The sequence below is a fragment of the Bombilactobacillus sp. ESL1094 genome (assembly GCF_058107425.1).
In genome coordinates this window covers 1,616,462-1,636,035 of the sequence record NZ_JBYLUM010000001.1, presented here as the reverse complement: position 1 = coordinate 1,636,035, position 19,574 = coordinate 1,616,462, and the positions used below count along the sequence as shown (strand labels likewise).

The window sequence follows — 19,574 nt, the reverse complement described above, 5'->3', positions numbered from 1 at the left end:
CAGCATTGGTGTCCAAATTTGACTCAATCACTACTTTTATTTGAGGACCGTTATTCTTAACCAGCTGGAACAATATCTTGACTGGACTGTTCTTGAACTTGACACAACCGGACATAAAAGTTGGCTTCAGCCAATGTCCGATAGGGAAAGACCCAAATTCCGGCTAAGCCCACAGTGATAGACACCAGCATTTCATAGCCAATAAAACTCAAGCTAAAAACAAAATACTCCCAACAATGACCTTTCATCATCTGACGACTCAAAGTAATTGCTTCACGATATTTAACGGGCTTATTATTTTTGACACTATCCCGATAAATATAAACTGCTTGTGAATAGCTAATCGCTTTCATAATTCCAGGGACAATCAGTAACAATGACCACAAACATATCCAAATTCCAGCCAAAATAGACACTAGCAAACTACCGATAAAAGTTTCGCCCCGTTCAAATAGCACCAAAGATTTAGTAAATGGCTTGGTTAGTGGGGCATCATTTCTCATCACATCAACTGCCGCCAAACTACTACTCAAATTAAAAACTTGATAACCAATAAAAACTATTAATGCTGAACACATCATTAATGTACTAACTGGACGATTGCCTGATAAAGTGCGGACAGTATTCAGAATTACCAAAGCTAAATAAAAAAACAACGTTAATAAAAACATTTGTAGAAAAAAACTAAAGTGAAGATTTAATTTACTCTTCGCACTTTGCTTGATCTCTTTTCTGTTCATAAAAGTTTCTCCCCTAAAATTTTAATCTTCCAATGCAATTTCTTTTTCCCATTCTTGATAAACTTGATTAAAGCGTACCTCATCTTCATCACTGAAGCCTTTAAAAATAACTCGGTCAATGTCTTCACGATTAAAGAAAAATGTTTGTTTTGGATCAACTCCTTCGGGATAACCACACCCAAGATAATCAACAAACTGCTCACTTTGCGTTGTTTCATCTTGGTACATAACGCCTCGACCAATAATCATCATTTTTTTAGTACCCTCTTTAAGATAAACCAATGATCCTAAAGGTAACAACTCTTTATTTTCCATATAATTATTTATTCCCCTACAATAATTTTTAATTGATTTTAAAACTGATTATTTGAAAATTAATATCACCTTCTTTCACTGAAGTCAGCTATCAAAATTTATTTCATTCGTTTTTTACGTCCAAAACTAACATGGTACTCTGCTTCATATTCGGATTGATATTTATAAAAGTAATACAACGGTACGATAACTTTAAATGGAAAATAAATAAACAGAAAGTAAAGTATCAGATACATAAAAAAAGGCACCATTATAAAGAAATAAAAAACATACTGTAAAGATCTATAATTTATTGAAAAATGTTTAACTATCATTTTTTTTAAAAAATCAAAAGTAAAAACAATAAGCAACAATAAGCCACTGTATTTAGCGATTATTCTTAACCAAGTATCTATTTTATCTATGCCTAATTTCTTTTGTGTACCATCATTAATTTTTTTGTAAAAACCAGAATAGTTTCTATAAACACTTTTCACAAATAAAATAAGCACTAATAAACAAGCCAAATAAAAAATTATTGAATTGATTAAGGTCATTTTATTAATTATTGCAAAATAAATAAATAAAATCATCATTACAAATACATTAATTAAACTAATTGTCTCTAATACATTAGTAATAATAGTTTCAATTATCCAATTTTTTGATATAAAGAAAACTATAATTAAAATAAAAATACTAAAAATCATTAACATAATAGAAATAAAAGCTAGTTTTTTCATAATTAAAGCCAACTTGCTATAAGATAGTGAAATAATTACTGCCAAAAAGATGCCAATAACGCCACACAAAATTATTCCAAGTAAATCTTTAAAAGTCTGTTTGATAAAGCTCTTTTTTCTTATAGAATCTAACAACAAATTAATTGTATAGTTATTGGTTGCTAACTTTTTACTTTTTTCAAATGATAGATTGGACATATTTTTCATCCTTTATAATATTTTTCCAGTTAATTTTCGAAACTGTTTTACCAATACCAGTTTCAAAATTATGAGCATTGCTTTTAACTTGATCAACAAAATGAGGATTAAAAAACTTAGTTAACATTATTCCAGTACCACTTAAAGCTGCCAAAACTACTAATGGGGTACTAACGCCAACTAATGCCACCGTTAAAGCAGCACTAACTGGACCAAGTTCAAAAATACTATCAATCATTCCATCACTAACTGCTCGTCCTAAATCATGATGTTTTTGATCAGCATAATCTGCTCCGGTATTTAATATCACGTTCCAACCAAATGCTTTTGGAGTTCCATATTCTGTCAATCCTGATTTTTTAATTACTTTGAAACTGCCTAACATTGTTTTTTACCCACGTGTCCAAAACTACCATTCAAGACATCTGGTAAATACTTATTGAACTTATTAAAATAGCCCGTACCTCTTTTGACTCCTTGCCAAAACTTATTTAAATACTTTAAATTCCTAGCACCAGTTGCAATCATATAAGCCATTACTGATTGAACCAATCCTTTGACTAACTTAGGCTTCTCACTAATGGCTGTCATAATATGGTCAGAATCTAAAATTGCTTTTATTGCTTTTCAGGTCGGCTTTCGTCAAATTAATAACTAAACTATTTTTTATACTTACGATATCCAAGATTAACATTGTACTCTTCTTCGTATTCTAATTGATATTTGTATAGGTAATAATAGGCTAAAAAAGTTTTTACCGGAAAAAAATAAAAATATAAATAAATTATAAATGTAATTGTAAGCGGAAAAAAGGAAATCAACATAAGCCAAACTTTAAAAGAATTGTTAGAAAATTTTCCTTCCAAAAAAAAATTATTAACTGTATAAATCAATATAAATAACAAAAATACAGCATTAAAAGAAAAGTAAACTTTGTAGAACAAATTAAATAGTAAGCTATTGGTATTAAAAAAAAGCTTAAATAGTCTAAAATAAGAATTACAAGTTATAAAAGCGCCAAATATGATAGCATTAAAATATAGTATTTGTAATAACATTTTTTCTAATCCCAAAAAATATCGTCGTATGTCAAAAATAATATAAGTTACAATAATAATTGATATTATAAAAAATATGGGTAGTATAACTGCACTTTCTGAAATTCGTTTTAATATTATATTTTTATATAAAAAAGACCTAAAAAGCACTAAAGAAGATATTATAAATTGAAAAATTAAGAATATTGATATAGGCTTTATCAAAAATGTTTTGTTTAAATGACTTAATATAAAAAAAACCAGTTCTATAACATAGAGTATTAAAAATCCCAAAAAAGTATTTATGTTTTTCCTTTTTCTGCCATATATTTTATTTTTTGATTCATTTAACAAACTGTTAATTTCGAACTTAACTATTTTATGGCTCTGATTAAAAGATAAATTAAATATTTTCATAGCATATACACCTTATAACTCTAAAAAGAGAACTGCCTATTTATTTTAGAAACATCTTTACCATATTTTCTCTCTATTTTATAAATGTTATTTTTAGTCTTATCTATAATTGTAGGATTTCTAAATTTTTTATACAAAATAAAACCTCCAAATAATGAACCAACTGTTACAGATGCTAATACTATTTCTGGCGTAAGACTAACAAATGCTCCAACTGCAGCAACTGTTAACAATGCCCCTTTAACTGGTCCAGTATCAAAAATAGTATCAATCGCTCCATCACTAATAGCTCGTCCTAAATCATGGTGCTTTTGATCAGCATAATCTGCTCCAGAATTTAATATCCAATCCCAACCTAAAGCTTTCTTCGTCGCATATTCGGTAATGCCGGTTTTTTTGATAGCTTTAAAACTTCCTAGTGCCGTTTTACCAAGATGTCCCAGCCTGCCATTGATGACGTCTGGAACATATCTATTAAATTTGTTAAAGTATCCCGTTCCCTTTTTAACCCCTTGCCAAAACTGATTTAATATCGTTAGTTCGCGTCCACTAGCGGAAATAGTCGCTGCTACTACCACCTTTCTAATTTCCTTAACTAATTTAGGACTCTCACTAATGGCAGTCATCATCTCTTTAGATTCCAAAATTGCTGTCAGAGCTTTTTTAGGATCAGCTTTTGCTAACATCTTGATCCGTTTGTAGTCATCACTATTAACCACACCCTTAAGATTTTCGATCAACTTATTAATCAAGCGTTGTTCCTTTTGACTCTTGACTGTGTCAATACTTTTAATTTCCGATCCCAATTTCACAGTTTGTTGATTCAGGCCTTGCATCGTTGCTGTTGGGCGACGACTATTAAATTGCTGCAATTTCTCCACCGTTTTGTTAGCTGAGCGCACCATCTTTTTGACATCGTTCACAGGATCATTACTGAGACGCCGCAAGCTTACAATATCCGCAACAGAACTAATCGCTCGGTTACACTCTTCAAGCGCATCTTCTAGCGGTGCTTGGCTCGCTTTGAACTTAGTTGCAATTGCTTTGATGTAATTGGAATCTAACACCGCATCTGGACTGGAGTCCACTTCACTAGCAAACACTTGAATTAAACGTTGATACTGTTGCTGTAATTCCGTTAAGTCATTAACTAAATTATGATTTAAGGTTTGATGAGTTTTATTGGCATAATTGGCCATCGCACGCTTGGCTTGACCGGAAAAACCTGGTGTTTGTGGTACAGCCGTCATCTTCGTACTGACTGTAACCAAACTACTCTGCAGCGCCTGTCCTTTACGATCCAGCACTTGCTTATTATCAATCACCTCTTTGATACGGACTTTGACCATAATTAACGACCTCCCAGATCTTGTGCTAACTTCTGATCTTGTTTAACTAATTGCGCTTCTGTTTTTTTAAATTGTGCCACATCATTATTAACCACACTACAATACTTTTTAATCAGACTATCCATTTTATTACTTAATGTTAGCATCTGCATAAACGGTGCAGCATTAGTCTGGGAAAAGTGCTGTAACTTTAAATTCTTTTGTCCTAAATCAGTTGCCGCTCCCCGAGCCTCAGTCACCCTTTGTTCAAAAGCATTAATCTTAATTGCTATCTTTACCATTAACTTATCTCCTCATCAATTAACCGCTGCTAGCCGCGCACATTCTGCTTGTAATTCCTGAATTTTGTCATCAATTATGCTCATATTTTGTTGAAAAACATTATAATCGTGCCGACTACTTTGTTGAAATTGATCATAGTCATTAGCTAATTTATTTTTTCGCTCACCACGCCATTCGCTATTAGAAATAGACGTATAACCTGTTGTAATTTTATCAATGTTGGCTTTTAACTTAGTTTGGCCTTTTTGCAAATTGATTTTCGCTTTTTGTAATTTAGCAATCTTCATCTGTAATGCTCGAATTGCCACCGCATTTTTTCCCATTATTGAAACCCCCTCACTCTTTTCCAAACCAATCTTCCAATGACACTTGTCATCAATAAGATTCCTAAGATTAATAACCCCGTTGTTTGTTCATGCAAATCTGCAGTTTGCGGCAACGTTGCACTGTCTCCCTTAGTTGCCGAGTCGTTACTAGTCGGATCTATCGCGCCATTTGACTTGGGCGGTAGTTGTGTACCGCCGCCACCAGAATCATTGGTTCCACCATTATTTAAATTTTCAGTCGGTTGACTGGTTGAGCTCGAATTGGCATGGTCTGTAGTATTGGACTGATTAGTGTTAGCATCATTCTTACCTGAATCACTATCAGCATTATTATTAGAACCTGCTTTGTAATAAAGTGTTACTGTTTGTTTGTTGTTAGTAAAAGTCCCATTGTCTGCACCAACAATACGCTCAAACGAGTAACCGTTAATTTTCAAACGCTCAATTGTGTAGGTCTCACCCACATTGCCCCGTAAAATGACGTTATTAGCAATTTCTTCATTGGTTTTTTCATCTAAATACCGCACTGTTACATCTTGACCGGTTACTTGTTGATCTTTCTTATAAATAAAAGTAATTGTTTGAGGCTCTTTAGTATATGTGCCGGAAGTTTGCCCCTCAGCATGGTCGTAAATGTAGCCTGGGATATCTTTTTGGGACACAGTATAAGCATCACCAATTTTGCCAGCCATGACCAAGTCACTGGCTACACTCAGAGTAGAGTTTTCAATCAAATAGCGAACCGTTAACTTCCCTGTAGTCATTTTTCCCTTGTAAACCAAAGTTACAGTTTGGGGACTAGCGGTAAATTGCCCCGTTAAATTACCATCTGCTTTGACATATTCATAATTGTTCACCGCATAATTGTGCGGATCCACACTGTAATTACTACCCACATTGCCCGTAATTGTCACTGCATTCTGAATAGATTCACCCGCCTCATCCACAAATTGAACATTAACCGCACCAGTAGCCGCTACTTGGTTTTGATTATCGTTAACTGCACTATCTTTGGACCGGTAACTAAAATATACATACTGGGGCTCTTTAGCATACGTGCCGTTCACATTACCCGTCACATCTTTTAATTTCATATCATGAAATGTTTTTTCTTCAGCATAATAGGGAGCCCCAACTTGACCTTTTAAGGTAACACTGTCCATTGTTTGTCCAGTATCAAAGTTAATATATAAAACTGTCACACTTCCCATTTCCACGGGATCAGCCAACGGTCCACCAGCAGTTGGCTGCGTTTCAGTAATGGTTTTTTGTTTTACATAACTTTTTTGTAACTGCTGTAAGTTATCTGCTCGCGTGTTATTCAAGTTAAAAGTTTCAGCTTGAACACTAGTCCAACTACTAACTACTGTTCCCATCAATAAAGTGAATATCAAAAATATAGTCGTCAGTTTAATTTTCATATCCAATCTCCCCTAAATCCCTAATTTGCGCAATTTTGCTGCTGTAACTGTGTAAGTTCCCAACAAATCGCCTTGGACCACAGTCCGCAAATTACTAGTCGTCAAATTTTCACACGTTATCAGTGTAATTTGTGGTGCTACTAGCTGATCATCAATCAAGTCCACCCGTCGATTCGAAACACCGGTTAAAACCCTAGTTACTTGATATTTGTAAATCAATTTTAAATCTGTTAGATAAACCTTATTCCCGACTTTGACACGATGTAAATTATGAAAAATGGTTTGATTGTGCATATAGTGACCAGCCAAAGCGTAGTTTCCTGCTCCCATCACCTGCTTCGGCTTCATAGTGGCTACACCGTAAAGCAAGTTATCACCACGCGATCCGTAGCCTTTAAAAATTCGATTTTTCATTTGGACTGCAGGAATCGCCATGTAACCAATCGGCTGCACTGAATTATTCCACGCTCGTAATAAGTCTTGCGCCTTAATGGCATGAACTTCTTGTGGATCAAAATTAGCCTTTTGATGTTGATTATGCACAATTTTTTGCCGCGTCAGCATTTGATCTTGTTTTAAGTAGTGCGCCATCAACCAATCATGTCCTGGTGGACTACTAATTACGCCATAGCCAATTAAGCCTAAACTACAGATCATGATTAACCCAGACAAGAGCGCTTTTATTGTTTGCTTTTTCATAATTAACACTTCCTTTATTTGGGTATGCGAATTTTCTTATAAGATCGTCTTTTGAAGTAATAGCCCTCGTCATCCTTCAGATAATCTTCGTTAGAGATATATTTAAAACTAACTAAATCTTGATCTGTTAAGCGCGTTCCCAGAATGCCAACTTTAATTTCCGCTTTTAAGGTTCGGGTTAACTCATCAAAACTACTGGTTAAATAACTAAGATAAGTATTAATGACAATGTGTAAGCCATTGGCTTGCCCCTGATGCAATAAATACAATAACTTAATCTGATTTTGTTCAGCGATGTTAACAATTTCTTCAAAATCGGCGAAATAAATTAAATATTCTTGCATTGTGTGCTCTGAACGAATGATTGCTTCCATTTGATGTAAAACCGCAACAATCTCAGACTCTGATTGTTGATTATCAATAATTATTGTGGCACAATGCTCGCTTTGGGCTAATTGCTGTCTAACTAAATTGTCATACAGATGTTGCTGTTCTTCGGTATCGTTTAAAATCACAAAATATTTATCTTGATCAAAATCAAAAACCACTGGCTTGGTTGTTGCTGTATCCAAACCTAACGCTAACTGTCGCTGACTGGTCGTTGCCATCATCTGGAAGCGTGCCAAAGTTAATTCTTCAGGAATCATTGGAATCTTATCGGGCAGTTTTCCTTGCCAACTGGCCTGCATTTGTTGTGCTAATTGTTTGACCTTTTCCAAGATTTCCAAAGAACTGCTACCTTTAGCTGGAAGCAAAGTTTGAAATAAGCGCACAGTATCTAACTTCATCAATCCTCGCCCCGGTTGATCATCAACAACCAGCTGCGAACGACCCACAATATCAGTAGTTTCATTCCGGTCAAATAAGAACAATGAGATTTGCGTTTTAATATTAGCCAATAATTGCATTCTCAAAGCTGCTTGGCGATTAGCAGTAATTATTAGATAAATCCCGACGTTAGCTCCCTCGCGAGTAATCTTGTCCAAAAGATAATTAAACTGCTCACTCCAAGCCACTTCTTTCGCTGAATCCATTGCGTCAACCACAATTGCAATAATCGGCAATTGCTCGGAAGTTGTTGTAAGATATTGTTCTAAACTGGCAACACCTACTAAACTCAATAATTGCTTGCGGTGATTCAATTCCTGCTCAATAATCTCTTGAAATTTTAAAATCTTTTCTGTTTCATCAATTCGAATCCAATCAGCCACCTGTGGTAAATCGCGCAAAGGTAACAGGCCATTGGTTCCAAAATCTAGTAAATAAACATTCAACAGCTCGGGCGAATTTTGTTGGCATAAACTCAAGATTAAAGTTTGAACGAATGTACTTTTCCCATAACCAGGACTCCCAAAAATTGCTAAATGCTTGGCTTGCAGCATATCCAAAAGCAAAGGCCTTTGCGCTTGTTGGTCCGGATAATCAGTCATCGCAAGCGTCACTCGTAAATTAAATTGCGCCTGCGACCAATTCTGTTGATAATCAGTTTGAACATAATCTGGCAAAAATAATTGGGCTGCTAAAGGTGGTAACCATGGTCGAGGTAACCGCGCAATATTTTGATCTTGCGCAAATTGTGCAATGTAATTGATCACCGCCGTCAACTCAGAAACCTTCGTTGCTTGAGATTGCGTATCAAGATAGGTCAGACCACTTAAATCAACTGATAAGTTTTCATATTGGCCTAACTCATTAATTAAATAAAGCGGTGGCGCTGTGCGCTTTTTAGAAGCGACTGGTTGATAATCTTGTCCACTATATGCACTTTGAAACAACTCATAAATCTCATTATTACCAACTTGCAGATAGGCGCGCCCTGGTTCAACAATTGAAGCTGCATCCGGCGTATGCAAAATTTCATTGGAATCCGCTTGATCTTGAACCTTTAGCGCAATTTTAAAGCGAGAATTACTCCAAATTTGTTCGTTAACCACTCCACTCGGCTTTTGCGTTGCAAGAATTAAGTGGATACCTAATGAACGCCCAATGCGCGCTGTTGAAACTAATTCCTGCATAAAATCGGGTTGTTCGGATTTTAATTCAGCAAATTCATCACTAATTAAAAATAAATGGGGCATAGCTTCTTCGGCAACGCCGTCATGATACAATTTTTGATACTCATTAATATGATTAACTTGATATTGGCCAAATAACTGTTGCCGCTTTTCTAGCTCAGCTTTGATTGACGCTAAAGCTCTTAAACTTTGACTACCATCTAAGTTTGTAATGGTCCCTAATAAGTGCGGTAATTCACTGAAAAGGTTCGCCATGCCACCGCCCTTGTAATCAATCAACAAAAAGGCCACGTTGTCGGGATGAAAGTTAATTGCTAATGAAGCAATATACGATTGAATTAATTCGGATTTTCCTGAACCTGTCGTTCCGGCAATTAAACCGTGTGGACCATGTGCCCGTTCATGCAAATCCAATTTAACTAAATCATCTTTACCACGTAATCCTAACGGAACAGCTAAACTTTTATAGGGAAGATTGACTGACCAACGTTTTTGCAATTGTAATTCTGTCACGGTTTTAACATCGTACAATTCCAATAAACCCACAGATGTTGGTAAAGAATTTTTGAGACTTTCTTTATGGTCTAAGGCGGCTAAATGTCGCACGGTCGCCTCTAAATCAATTGTTTCCAGAGCGTCCGGAACCAATTTTTGAGAAGTTAGTTGACCGTTCTCAATCACAATTTCTGCCTGCTGACTATCATAATATTCGACCACTGTCTCAATATGTTCCGGTAAATCAGCCAATGTCTGCTTTACAAAGATCACTGCGACATCAAGTTCAGAAATATCGTGTGACAAATATTCCATAATACCATGATTAATAATCAATTCTTCATTTTGTACAATCAAAATGTAATACGGTGCGAAGCTAATTTTTTGATCTTTGTTTTCTTTTTCTTTCACAGCTTGTTCGCGCTCTTTTAATAGTTGCAATAAGGCCGTTAATATTTGGTCACGCGTTTGATCATCATCAACAAAATTTAACGTATTACTATCACTAGAACGAAAATGTTTTAACCATCGAAACTCTTGCCAAAAATCTTGTTGCTGACTATCAAAAATTGGAACGAACCGGACATCATGGTAACTTTGAAAGGCCGCAATTTGTAGCACCAAATTCTGCAAAGCCTGATTGACTTGGACTTGATCACCAATTAGTCCCACCCCTGCGGACAACAAACTAATTGCTAATGGCGAGTGTTCCACCTGAAGTGCCTGTTGATAAATCTTTTTTGCTTTGTCTAATAACGCATCATGCTTTAATTCTTGCGGCGAAAAATTAACTTGATATTGTCCGGTAAAATTACCTAACCCTAAACGGACCGTTAAAAAGTCCGTTTGAAATTTGTTTTTCTCATAAATCCGCGCACTATTACGCAAAATCAATTGACTAATCGTTTGCGGTGATGGTAAGTGATAAGTTAAGGCCGAGCGCGTTTGGTGCTTTTGTGATTGAATCTCCACAATTTTAGTTTGTAAATAATCATGATAATCTTGCACTCTTTGATTAGCTTTTTGCTTTTGTTCTTTTTTATCATTAAAGTAACTACTAATCGCAAAAGCAGTCGTTGTCAAACTCATCGCTCCCATCATAATCATGGTGGTCATGTTATGGCTAATTACTGCCATTACAACCGAAGCAGCAACCATTACCAACGGCGGCGTAATCGTTTTTAATAATTTATTTTTAGTAATTTCTGCGGGCATGGGTGGTGCATCTAAAGTTATTTTAGCTGTCGGTAAAGCACGGATCACCCGCGGTGAGCGATGATACTCTGGATAATCATCTGAATAACAGTGCTTTATTTGTTGCCGATAAAACAGGGTACTTTTGACAAATTGCTGCAACAAATCTTTCACGATTAACCAATTATCAGGCTGCAAAGTTATTTCTAACCCATCAATCGCCAGCACATCCCCATAAGTAAAATTAATTACTGTGGTTGTTATTAAACTATGATTTAAATAGACTGGCGTTTTAAAAGCGCCCATTACTTGAAACTGTTTGGCATCAGCTGTCTTTTGAATGAGAAAATCACAATTAATCGCTATTTGAATATCATTGAATGCGTTAGCTCCTAAACTTAAAGGCTGTCCCATGTTGAGCTGGTTAACATCAAAACTGAGTGGAATTAGTGTATCAGCCAAGATTAAAAGTTGGATATGTTGTTGAATTGTTATTACTTGTCCCAATTCTAATACTTGGTCAGCTAAGCAAAACTGAGCATCCGTATTAATCGTCAATTCAAGTGGTTGCTCTAGTTCTGGAACATAATAAGTATCATGATAATCAGTACTTAAAGTAAAATTATTTTGTTCAGTGGTATCTAATTTCAACACTGAGTAGCTCGTCTTTAACCAGATATATAATTGATAAATTTCAGCCATGTCTTCTATTCTTTCTGTAATTTTTTCGTATAAGCTTTAATTAGTTTCGAATATTTATTCAATAATCTCTGCTTCTTAGCACCGGTTAAATGCGGATTATTGTTCGCTTGTGAATATAATTTAGTATACGAAAACAAGATTAATTGCTGATCTCCTAAGTATTTGGCAGCATCCAATGACTGGTTAAAATTGCCTTGTCCATCATAAATCCAATATTTTAAATAGTTAGGATCAGAATTCATATTTAGTGATTTGTTAATATTAGCTTTTTGTTGATGATTGAGATTATCAACATGAACATAAGATTTGGCGAGCATTAATTGTTGAACTTTCGGCATTTGTTGAACTCTAATTTTGCTCAGGTGATTAATGGCCTGATCATAATCTTGCTGCAAATAAGAGCCCGTTCCTTCAGCTAAGGATTGTTTTTGCGGCACAACAACCATTAATAAATAAATCAGCGCTAAACCGACCAGTGTCGTGACCACTGATTCCAATAAAAATCCCCAGTGATAAAGATTAAATTGCTTTTTTGAGGCGACGACTAATTGCTTCTGTTCAACAGTCAAAGCTTGTTGATACAAAACTTGTAGCTGCTCTTTTAAAGTGGCAACGCTTTTGGCACGAATGATTTTCTGATACTTCAAACCAGCAAAACTCTTATCAGCCATTAAGCCTTTATACAAGCGATTAAATGTATACTTATTGGCTAACACCATCACGATAAAAGCTTTCAATTGCTTTAATAAATGAGCATGCGTTTGGGGCGTCACAATACCTACCGCTCCACGGTGTAAAACTTTGGGTCGTAAGTTGACGTCAAAAAAAATATTATCAGGGTGCACTACGGGCACAATTCGTGAATTACGTAATTGCCAAAGCTCTAGTAAATTCAAACATAAGCGAATTTTATCAACTCGCGATAAGTCGCTAGCCAATTGTTGAAAATTGTGCCAATCAGCAGCCACCTGATATTGCAGTTGCCAAGCTTGATCTTGTGGCTTGATTATTAATGGTACTAATTGATCTTGCTTTAATCCTAAATAATCAATCAATTGAGCATCTTGAACACTATCAGCCGTTAATTCTTCGGTAATGCTTCCTGATTTTAAATAATTGAATTGATATTGATAGCCATCAATTTCAAATCCTTGTCTTTGCTTAGCCAATTGCTGCTCCTCCACTAAAAAATTTGTAAAATATCGCCGTCTGCTAAAGGAAAGTCTGCTAATAAATCTGTGTTAACCAACAATAAGCTTTTCGTCTGCACTTTAATTACATTAAGTAATCTTGTATTGAGAGCAATTGCTCGTTGAGCTAAATCATCAATTAAGAGCGCAATTAGTTGATTGACTGTCAATTGTATGGGCAGTCTCAAATCTTGGACATAATGATTCGCAGCTGGGATCAAAATGGTGACGTTAATATATTTCATCGTTTAAAAAATCTCCTAATCATGCGTTTGTGCTTCCCTAACCAACAACCGATGCCAATAAAAAATAATGCCAGCATCATTAATAGAATGTATTTCAGTTTTCGCCATGAAGTAGTCTGCTGATGACGTTTGGTATGAGCTGCCGAAATTGATTCTGGAACTTGAAAAAGTCGTCCTTTGGTGTGTTGAACTAATAAATCTGGTTTAGCAGACCATTGGTTAGTAAATAATTGCCGTTGCGTTAATTGCGTATTTTGTGAAAAACGCTGTCTTCGTTGGCGTTGTTGTTGCTCAAAACTATCCTGCCGAAAAAAGAAATCATTCGCACTCAGCTTAGCACTAGCTGAACTTGCCTCACTGGTATCTTGATTGCTGTTTAAAATCGTATTATTAATTGTCATCTTGCCGTCATCCAAAGACCTTCGGGCTGCCAAAAGATCAATATTTTGGAAACTCCATCCGCCAATAAGGATGATTACAACTAATAACCAGCTAAGTTTCAATTTCTGTAACATATAATTTTTCCTTAAATAACCAATTAACCATTAAACAAACTAATAGCAACACACTAAAAATCAGAATGATCAGGACATTATCTGCTTGATTAGTAAAAACATTTGAGTAAACGTCTTCTATTTGTTGAAATGGCGAAGTATATTTCAAAAAGAAACCAACTCCAGGACTTTTGGTTAAATATTGACCCAATGCCGGCGTGTAAAAAATATATTCAATAAAGAAGAAAACAAAAATAAATTTACCGACTGACCGCAAAAATTTGAATAACGCGATGGCGGCTTCAATCACTGTCGCTTGAATCAAAGTTTCGATTATTAACCACAGTTGTGGATACAAAAGGTGGCGCAATAACGGGCGCGTCGTCCAGGCCACTAAGAAACTAATTCCTAAAACTAAAATCAAAGCATATTGTTGGTACAACCCCAAACCGGTTGTCGGTAATTCCCAATGGTCTGCTACTTTAAATGGTTTAAGTTGGCGATTGTGCTGATCATTACCGACAATCAGCAACGCCGCAAAACCGCCAATAATAATGTTAGCTAGTGTTAAAAAATAAGGAAAAATCGAACTAAGATTGCGAATTGTCCCCACATTTTGAAATTTTAGCGGCTGAGCCAGATTGCCGTAAATTTTGCGAGCAGCATTATCATCATTTTTAGTATTACTCATTGACTGACCAAAATTGTGATTGTAGTCAGCATTAGTGGCCACAACTTGCTGCCAATTATTAAGGAGTACCTTCGCTTGTTGCAGTAATTTATTACCATGCTGGACAAATGCTTTAGAATCACTATCAATCGTCGCTGTGGCTTGCGCTTGGCTCGTCAAGTTTTGATCTAATTGTTGCGACTGACTCAGCATTTGTTGTAAGGACGCTTGCAATTGAGAATTTGTTTGTTCGGCCTGTGTACTACTTTGTTGTGCCAATTTCATCAGTGGCGAAAAATCTAATGGTGCGGGGTCACTTAACAATTGTGTATTGAACTCCACGACCGGTGAAATCATGGTTTGATGTTGCCGGTAACTAGCTAATTGTTCCTGATACAACTTTTGAATCTTAACAACCAATTGTTGAAAATCCGCCTGCGCTTGGTGGTTTTGTTGTAATTGTTCCTCATACTGCGTTTGTAATTTAGTGATGGAATCTTCAGCACTATGCACGTTGATTAAAATGGCTAATAATTTTTGTTCTAAATTCGCATCAAACGTAGAAACAGTCTTTGCCGGTACTGTAGCTGTTGTCTTGGGCTCTAATTGTAAGCTGTTGAACGTGGTGATGAACGTATAAGCCTGATTTAAAGTAATGATGAAATCCAAATATGGTTGACTTAAATTGCCACTGTGATTCTGAACCAAGTTAGTGAGTATTCCTTGCGTTAGTGCTGGAGCATCAATTGTCATGGCATAATTGACGGGTTGCTCAGTCAAAACTTGCGGATATAAAGTTAAACTTTGTTGGTCGCCCAAATTATTAATAGCTAAACCTTGATCTTGAATAACTACTGGCAAATTATTTTCTTCCAACTGACGTGCTAGGTTATTGAGGTCAACTTGGGTACTGCTGATATTCAAAAAGACGCTTTGATGGGCTGGCAGATTTAACACTAGGGGTTGATTAGCTGGTGGTAAAGTTGCTTGTTGAAGCGCAACTTCTTGTCCTTGAAAGGAACCTGTTGTTTGAAAGTCATTGACAGCAGCCCACTCGACTTGTAATCTTTGAGTTTGCTCTCTCGTTAACTCACCGTCACTACTGATTTGTTGCAAAATTTGACTACTATTACTAGGTAATTGCGTGATGGCTGTATTAATCATTGTTTGCAATTGCTGCCGCACAGAACTAACTTGTTCATCACCAACTACACTAGTGCCATTGGCGTTACCTACTGCATTGGATTGCAATGTTGCTAAACATTGATTTAATTTATCCCGAGTTAACCCCAATTGTAGCTTTTGATTTTGCAATTCTTGAACCAGCGCATCATCAGTCTCTGATAACCAAACAGGTGAATTCAATAAGTCACTAATTTGTTTTTGCATAGATGGAGCTTGTAATTGATTCAAATTAAAATAGTCATCATTGATAATGGTTTGAAAAGCATCATATTGATTAGATACTAAATCTAAAAAGTGCCGATTATTAGCTTGAATTACAAAATTAGCTTGCGTATTAAGTTCATTTAATTGCTGATTAGCTTGACTTTGCAGCTCTTGAGCTTGGGGATTAATTTGTTGTAAACCATTAATGCCTTGATTTTGCAATAAATTTTGTAATTGCTCAGCACCTGCATTATCCTTCGAATCGCTGACCGGATTATCGCTAGCATTGGGCTGCGTCTGACTATATTCTTTAATCAAATCAGCCAAGGGATTATTCAGGTTACCTTTTAAATTACTACTCAACTGTTGTTCATTCATATTAACTACTTCTAGATGTTTTTGCGCTTGGTGTAAGTTAAACAAAATACTAGCTAAATACATTTCTGTAACTTTGTAATTGAGTTTATTTAAGATTTGATTATTCAATTGTGTAATCTTATTGCGTAAAGTAGGATTTTTATTTTCACGAATTTTATATAAAACCCGAATCTTTTTAAAATCAGCCGCTTGAAACTGGAGAATCTTATTAGAAAAATTAAATGGTAAAATCACAATCAAATCATACCGTCGATGCTTTAAGCCATTTTCAGCAACATCACGTGGAATGGAATACCACGAAATATCATGGTTGCGCGTTAATAGGTTGACAAAATCTCGGCCAAAATTATATTGTTTGCCATTAAATTGACCACCGTTATCTTCATTAACTAAGCCTACTTGCAATACTTTATTCGCATTCGGATCTTTGGTTTGCTTAGTTCTGAATGCAAATAAGGCAATCGTTAAAGTCACTAATATTATTAAAATAATCGCGACAATATTTTTATTGTTGGTTTGTATAAAATGTAATAGTCGTTTAATCAAAAACCTATCTTCCTGTACTATCATAGTTGAGTCATAGCTGGTTAAATTACTTAATAAACCAAGGTTATAAAGCTATGTACGGACTTTTATTACTTATGTAACGCCAAGAGCGATCCTTAATAAACCACTCTTGACTAAAACTAATTAACTCCAAGCTTGACCAATTTGATTATCAGCATCTTCCATTGCTTGCGCTGACTTATCCAACTGCGCCTTAATTTCTCTGAGGAGCTGTGAAAATTGTGTTACTTTTCCGGATAATTCTTGAAATTTCACATCATACTTTTCAAAAGCATTCCCCTTCCATTCAGCACGAATTTGTTCTTGAGTACTCTTTAAATCACTCAATACGTTATCTACACTGTCCGCTCCACGTGTATAATGCGTTGCTTGTGATCTCAGTTCTTCTGGTGTAACGGCTATTTGTCCTGCCACAGTAATCCCTCCTAAATTTAAACCTCTTAAAAAAGAGATAAGCATATTATATCAATAATATTAAAATTTTCATTATTTTTTTAATATTATTTTAGTCAATTATTAATATAAAAAGAACAGATTGTTATACTTTAAGAAAAGGCAAAGTTGAATTCTATTTAAATTTTCGAATAATGTACTAACTACTAATTTTTATAGTCAAAATTAATAGATTAGCATTGATAGCTTGAGTTAATTACTGCTAAAAGAACTAAAAAATAATAATAACTATTTATTATTCAATAGAATGTTTAAACGTCAGCTTCAAAATTACAATACAAAAAAAGTGTTGCTGAAATCATTCAGCAACACTTCAGATAATTCAAATATTTTAATAAAACTTCAAGCCACATTATTTCTAAAGCTAATTACTTAATTGTCCCCTTTGTAACTTTTATTTTTAGCACATTCTTTTTATTATGATTATTTTGCAGACGCTGGATTGTTTGACGCTTGAAAAAACTAATTTTGAGTTTACCCTTCCTCATTAGATGTACATCAGAAGTTCCTTTATCTAACGCTAAGGCTAATTCATCACCATGAAAAACATTCTGCCCGAGCAATTTAGTGTTCTTCAAAGTGACTTTCATCTTCAAATCTTCAAAATTAATATTAGATCCATTTAAAACAGCATCTTTGAATTTCAAATTTGTATCATCAAAACCATCACTAATGGTAGTAACATTAGTTAAATGACACTGATCAAATTGGTATTGACCATCATCATCATCAAACGCTACATTATTGAGGTTACTATTTTGTACCTGATAACGACCACCTTCGTTATCAATCCTCAACCTTTGGGTAACCGCCAGATTTTGCAAGTTGTACTGAGCATCAGAAGAATTTATCTTCAGTTGTTGAATGGACAAGTCATTGAGAGTCACCTGACCGTCGTCTAAACCAAGGTCTAACTTTTTGATAGCATCTTTGTTCGGTACCGTAATCGTAATCGTCGGTTTGGGTGAACTCAGCTTCACATGTTTGCGCACCCCATGATTTTTTTGTTCAATATACAAGTAATGATCTTGATTGCGAAAAGTTATAATATGATAGTTTGTCGGGAAATATGCCCGAAACTGTTTGCCCTGTTTGATATTGACATTGGCATCAACAATACCAATATGAACATGATCAAAGGGCTGATTACTTTGATATGTTCGCACATTAGCAGCTACGGATGTTGCACAATTATTGTTTACGCCTATCAAGACCGCAAACAATAATAGCACAATTGATATTAAGTATTGAATATAATATTTTGACTTCATTAAAAATTTTCTCCCCAAATAATTCAAATGATAAACATAAAAAGTTAAGGCAACAATAAAAACGAATTAAGCGTCATTTAAGCGTACCTTCTTCAACCTCAATTTTTAATCGATTATCTTTGCTCTGATTATGCTTTAAATTCTTAATTAAATTGCGTTTTGGCGCATTGACTGTTAATACGTCATCGTCCATTAAGCGTACATCAGGATTGATCTTGCCCAAAGTTAGGTGCATCTCATCACCATTAAAAACATTTTCCCCCAGAAATTGGGCACCATTAGTAGCTTTCATATATAGTTCATCAAAATTGACCTGCGCATTTTTTAAACTAGAATGATTCAAGCTTAAATGTGTATCATCCATATCATCACTAATCGTTTTGACGTTATCTAACTGACAATTAGCAAACTGATATCGCCCACTATCATCATCAAAAGTAAGATGCTGTAGCTGACTTTGCTGGAAATGATAGCTACTATCATCGCTACTAATTTTGAATTTTTGGGATACTGAAACCTTGTTCAAATCATAATGGGTATTTGAGGTATCCAGCTTAATTTGCTTAATTGACAAGCCACTAATAGACACGTGATCACAATCATCTACATCTAGATTTAATTTGTGAATAGAATTTTGATTCGGTACAGTAATGGTCAAAGTAGGTTTAGGAAATTTTTTTTGAACTTCATCTTCTTGATTAATATAAAGATAATTATTTTTATCACGAAAAGTTAACGTATGATACTTGGTCGGCAGCACCACATGAAACTTTTTGCCTAATTTAAAATTGATGTTTACATCAGCAATGTTGATATAAGCATGGTTAAACGACTGATAACTCTCATACTTAGTGGCACTAGCAGCAGAGACAAGATTACTGTTTGACGCCAATAAAATAGCTAAAAGTACTAACAAAAACGACAGCATTCCTTGCATATGCTTTAATTTCATTAACAATCACTCCTAAAGACGTAAAATTAACCTTTACTTAAAAATGTTAATAA

The 19,574-nt window shown here is 35.1% G+C and carries 17 protein-coding genes; all 17 read right to left on the bottom strand.

Features of this window, described 5'->3' with window-relative positions; translation table 11 throughout:
- Window positions 1–56 precede the first annotated feature (56 nt).
- Entirely contained in the window at window positions 57–740 is a 684-nt protein-coding gene (locus tag AC3B5S_RS07765; RefSeq protein WP_489790316.1) for a DUF975 family protein, read from the bottom strand.
- 21 nt (window positions 741–761) lie between these two features.
- Window positions 762–1,055: a DUF4176 domain-containing protein gene (locus AC3B5S_RS07760; RefSeq protein WP_489757888.1), complete on the bottom strand. Its 294-nt coding sequence runs from the start codon at window positions 1,053–1,055 to the stop codon at window positions 762–764.
- Between the two features lie 98 nt (window positions 1,056–1,153).
- Complete coding sequence (locus AC3B5S_RS07755) at window positions 1,154–1,975, bottom strand: hypothetical protein (RefSeq protein WP_489790315.1); 822 nt, start codon at window positions 1,973–1,975, stop codon at window positions 1,154–1,156.
- Window positions 1,956–2,360, bottom strand: coding sequence for a hypothetical protein (locus tag AC3B5S_RS07750; protein ID WP_489790314.1), 405 nt, complete (start codon window positions 2,358–2,360; stop codon window positions 1,956–1,958). Before AC3B5S_RS07750 ends, AC3B5S_RS07755 begins: the two co-directional genes overlap by 20 nt.
- Window positions 2,361–3,449: 1,089 nt before the next feature.
- On the bottom strand, window positions 3,450–4,778 hold the full coding sequence (locus tag AC3B5S_RS07745) for a T7SS effector LXG polymorphic toxin (RefSeq protein WP_489790313.1): 1,329 nt from the start codon (window positions 4,776–4,778) through the stop codon (window positions 3,450–3,452).
- A 2-nt stretch (window positions 4,779–4,780) separates the two neighbouring features.
- Window positions 4,781–5,059 carry a TIGR04197 family type VII secretion effector gene (locus AC3B5S_RS07740; RefSeq protein WP_489757885.1) on the bottom strand — a complete coding sequence of 93 codons (279 nt, stop codon included), beginning with the start codon at window positions 5,057–5,059 and terminating at the stop codon, window positions 4,781–4,783.
- Window positions 5,060–5,074: 15 nt separating this feature from the next.
- Window positions 5,075–5,383 carry a YwqH-like family protein gene (locus AC3B5S_RS07735; RefSeq protein ID WP_489757884.1) on the bottom strand — a complete coding sequence of 103 codons (309 nt, stop codon included), beginning with the start codon at window positions 5,381–5,383 and terminating at the stop codon, window positions 5,075–5,077.
- Window positions 5,383–6,807, bottom strand: coding sequence for a MucBP domain-containing protein (locus AC3B5S_RS07730; RefSeq protein ID WP_489757883.1), 1,425 nt, complete (start codon window positions 6,805–6,807; stop codon window positions 5,383–5,385). Before AC3B5S_RS07730 ends, AC3B5S_RS07735 begins: the two co-directional genes overlap by 1 nt.
- 12 nt (window positions 6,808–6,819) lie before the next feature.
- A complete protein-coding gene (locus tag AC3B5S_RS07725; RefSeq protein ID WP_489769727.1) occupies window positions 6,820–7,506 on the bottom strand; it encodes a class A sortase in 687 nt (228 codons plus the stop codon).
- Between the two features lie 14 nt (window positions 7,507–7,520).
- Window positions 7,521–11,912, bottom strand: a complete 4,392-nt coding sequence (gene essC / locus AC3B5S_RS07720; protein WP_489790312.1) for a type VII secretion protein EssC — start codon at window positions 11,910–11,912, stop codon at window positions 7,521–7,523.
- Window positions 11,913–11,917: 5 nt separating this feature from the next.
- Window positions 11,918–13,081 (bottom strand): type VII secretion protein EssB, encoded by a 1,164-nt coding sequence (gene essB, locus AC3B5S_RS07715; protein WP_489769725.1) that lies wholly within the window; start codon window positions 13,079–13,081, stop codon window positions 11,918–11,920.
- 14 nt (window positions 13,082–13,095) lie between these two features.
- The gene (locus AC3B5S_RS07710; protein WP_489757879.1) at window positions 13,096–13,347 is read right to left on the bottom strand and encodes an EsaB/YukD family protein; all 252 of its coding nucleotides are present in this window, start codon (window positions 13,345–13,347) and stop codon (window positions 13,096–13,098) included.
- Entirely contained in the window at window positions 13,344–13,862 is a 519-nt protein-coding gene (locus AC3B5S_RS07705) for a hypothetical protein (protein ID WP_489790311.1), read from the bottom strand. Before AC3B5S_RS07705 ends, AC3B5S_RS07710 begins: the two co-directional genes overlap by 4 nt.
- Window positions 13,840–16,824: a type VII secretion protein EsaA gene (esaA, locus tag AC3B5S_RS07700; RefSeq protein ID WP_489790310.1), complete on the bottom strand. Its 2,985-nt coding sequence runs from the start codon at window positions 16,822–16,824 to the stop codon at window positions 13,840–13,842. Before esaA ends, AC3B5S_RS07705 begins: the two co-directional genes overlap by 23 nt.
- A gap of 144 nt (window positions 16,825–16,968) precedes the next feature.
- Window positions 16,969–17,259: a WXG100 family type VII secretion target gene (locus AC3B5S_RS07695; RefSeq protein ID WP_489757876.1), complete on the bottom strand. Its 291-nt coding sequence runs from the start codon at window positions 17,257–17,259 to the stop codon at window positions 16,969–16,971.
- A gap of 407 nt (window positions 17,260–17,666) precedes the next feature.
- Window positions 17,667–18,569, bottom strand: a complete 903-nt coding sequence (locus AC3B5S_RS07690; RefSeq protein ID WP_489769722.1) for a DUF4097 family beta strand repeat-containing protein — start codon at window positions 18,567–18,569, stop codon at window positions 17,667–17,669.
- 73 nt (window positions 18,570–18,642) lie between these two features.
- Window positions 18,643–19,521: a hypothetical protein gene (locus AC3B5S_RS07685; RefSeq protein ID WP_489757874.1), complete on the bottom strand. Its 879-nt coding sequence runs from the start codon at window positions 19,519–19,521 to the stop codon at window positions 18,643–18,645.
- Window positions 19,522–19,574 lie beyond the last annotated feature (53 nt).

Bases quoted from the DNA above. Each gene is read 5' to 3' on its own strand.
- AC3B5S_RS07685 (WP_489757874.1), bottom strand. From the start codon at position 19,521: ATGAAATTAAAGCATATGCAAGGAATGCTGTCGTTTTTGTTAGTACTT.
- AC3B5S_RS07725 (WP_489769727.1), bottom strand. From the start codon at position 7,506: ATGAAAAAGCAAACAATAAAAGCGCTCTTGTCTGGGTTAATCATGATC.
- AC3B5S_RS07765 (WP_489790316.1), bottom strand. From the start codon at position 740: ATGAACAGAAAAGAGATCAAGCAAAGTGCGAAGAGTAAATTAAATCTT.
- AC3B5S_RS07730 (WP_489757883.1), bottom strand. From the start codon at position 6,807: ATGAAAATTAAACTGACGACTATATTTTTGATATTCACTTTATTGATG.
- AC3B5S_RS07760 (WP_489757888.1), bottom strand. From the start codon at position 1,055: ATGGAAAATAAAGAGTTGTTACCTTTAGGATCATTGGTTTATCTTAAA.
- AC3B5S_RS07735 (WP_489757884.1), bottom strand. From the start codon at position 5,383: ATGGGAAAAAATGCGGTGGCAATTCGAGCATTACAGATGAAGATTGCT.
- AC3B5S_RS07690 (WP_489769722.1), bottom strand. From the start codon at position 18,569: ATGAAGTCAAAATATTATATTCAATACTTAATATCAATTGTGCTATTA.
- AC3B5S_RS07750 (WP_489790314.1), bottom strand. From the start codon at position 2,360: ATGTTAGGCAGTTTCAAAGTAATTAAAAAATCAGGATTGACAGAATAT.
- AC3B5S_RS07710 (WP_489757879.1), bottom strand. From the start codon at position 13,347: ATGAAATATATTAACGTCACCATTTTGATCCCAGCTGCGAATCATTAT.
- AC3B5S_RS07740 (WP_489757885.1), bottom strand. From the start codon at position 5,059: ATGGTAAAGATAGCAATTAAGATTAATGCTTTTGAACAAAGGGTGACT.
- AC3B5S_RS07705 (WP_489790311.1), bottom strand. From the start codon at position 13,862: ATGTTACAGAAATTGAAACTTAGCTGGTTATTAGTTGTAATCATCCTT.
- essC (WP_489790312.1), bottom strand. From the start codon at position 11,912: ATGGCTGAAATTTATCAATTATATATCTGGTTAAAGACGAGCTACTCA.
- AC3B5S_RS07745 (WP_489790313.1), bottom strand. From the start codon at position 4,778: ATGGTCAAAGTCCGTATCAAAGAGGTGATTGATAATAAGCAAGTGCTG.
- AC3B5S_RS07755 (WP_489790315.1), bottom strand. From the start codon at position 1,975: ATGTCCAATCTATCATTTGAAAAAAGTAAAAAGTTAGCAACCAATAAC.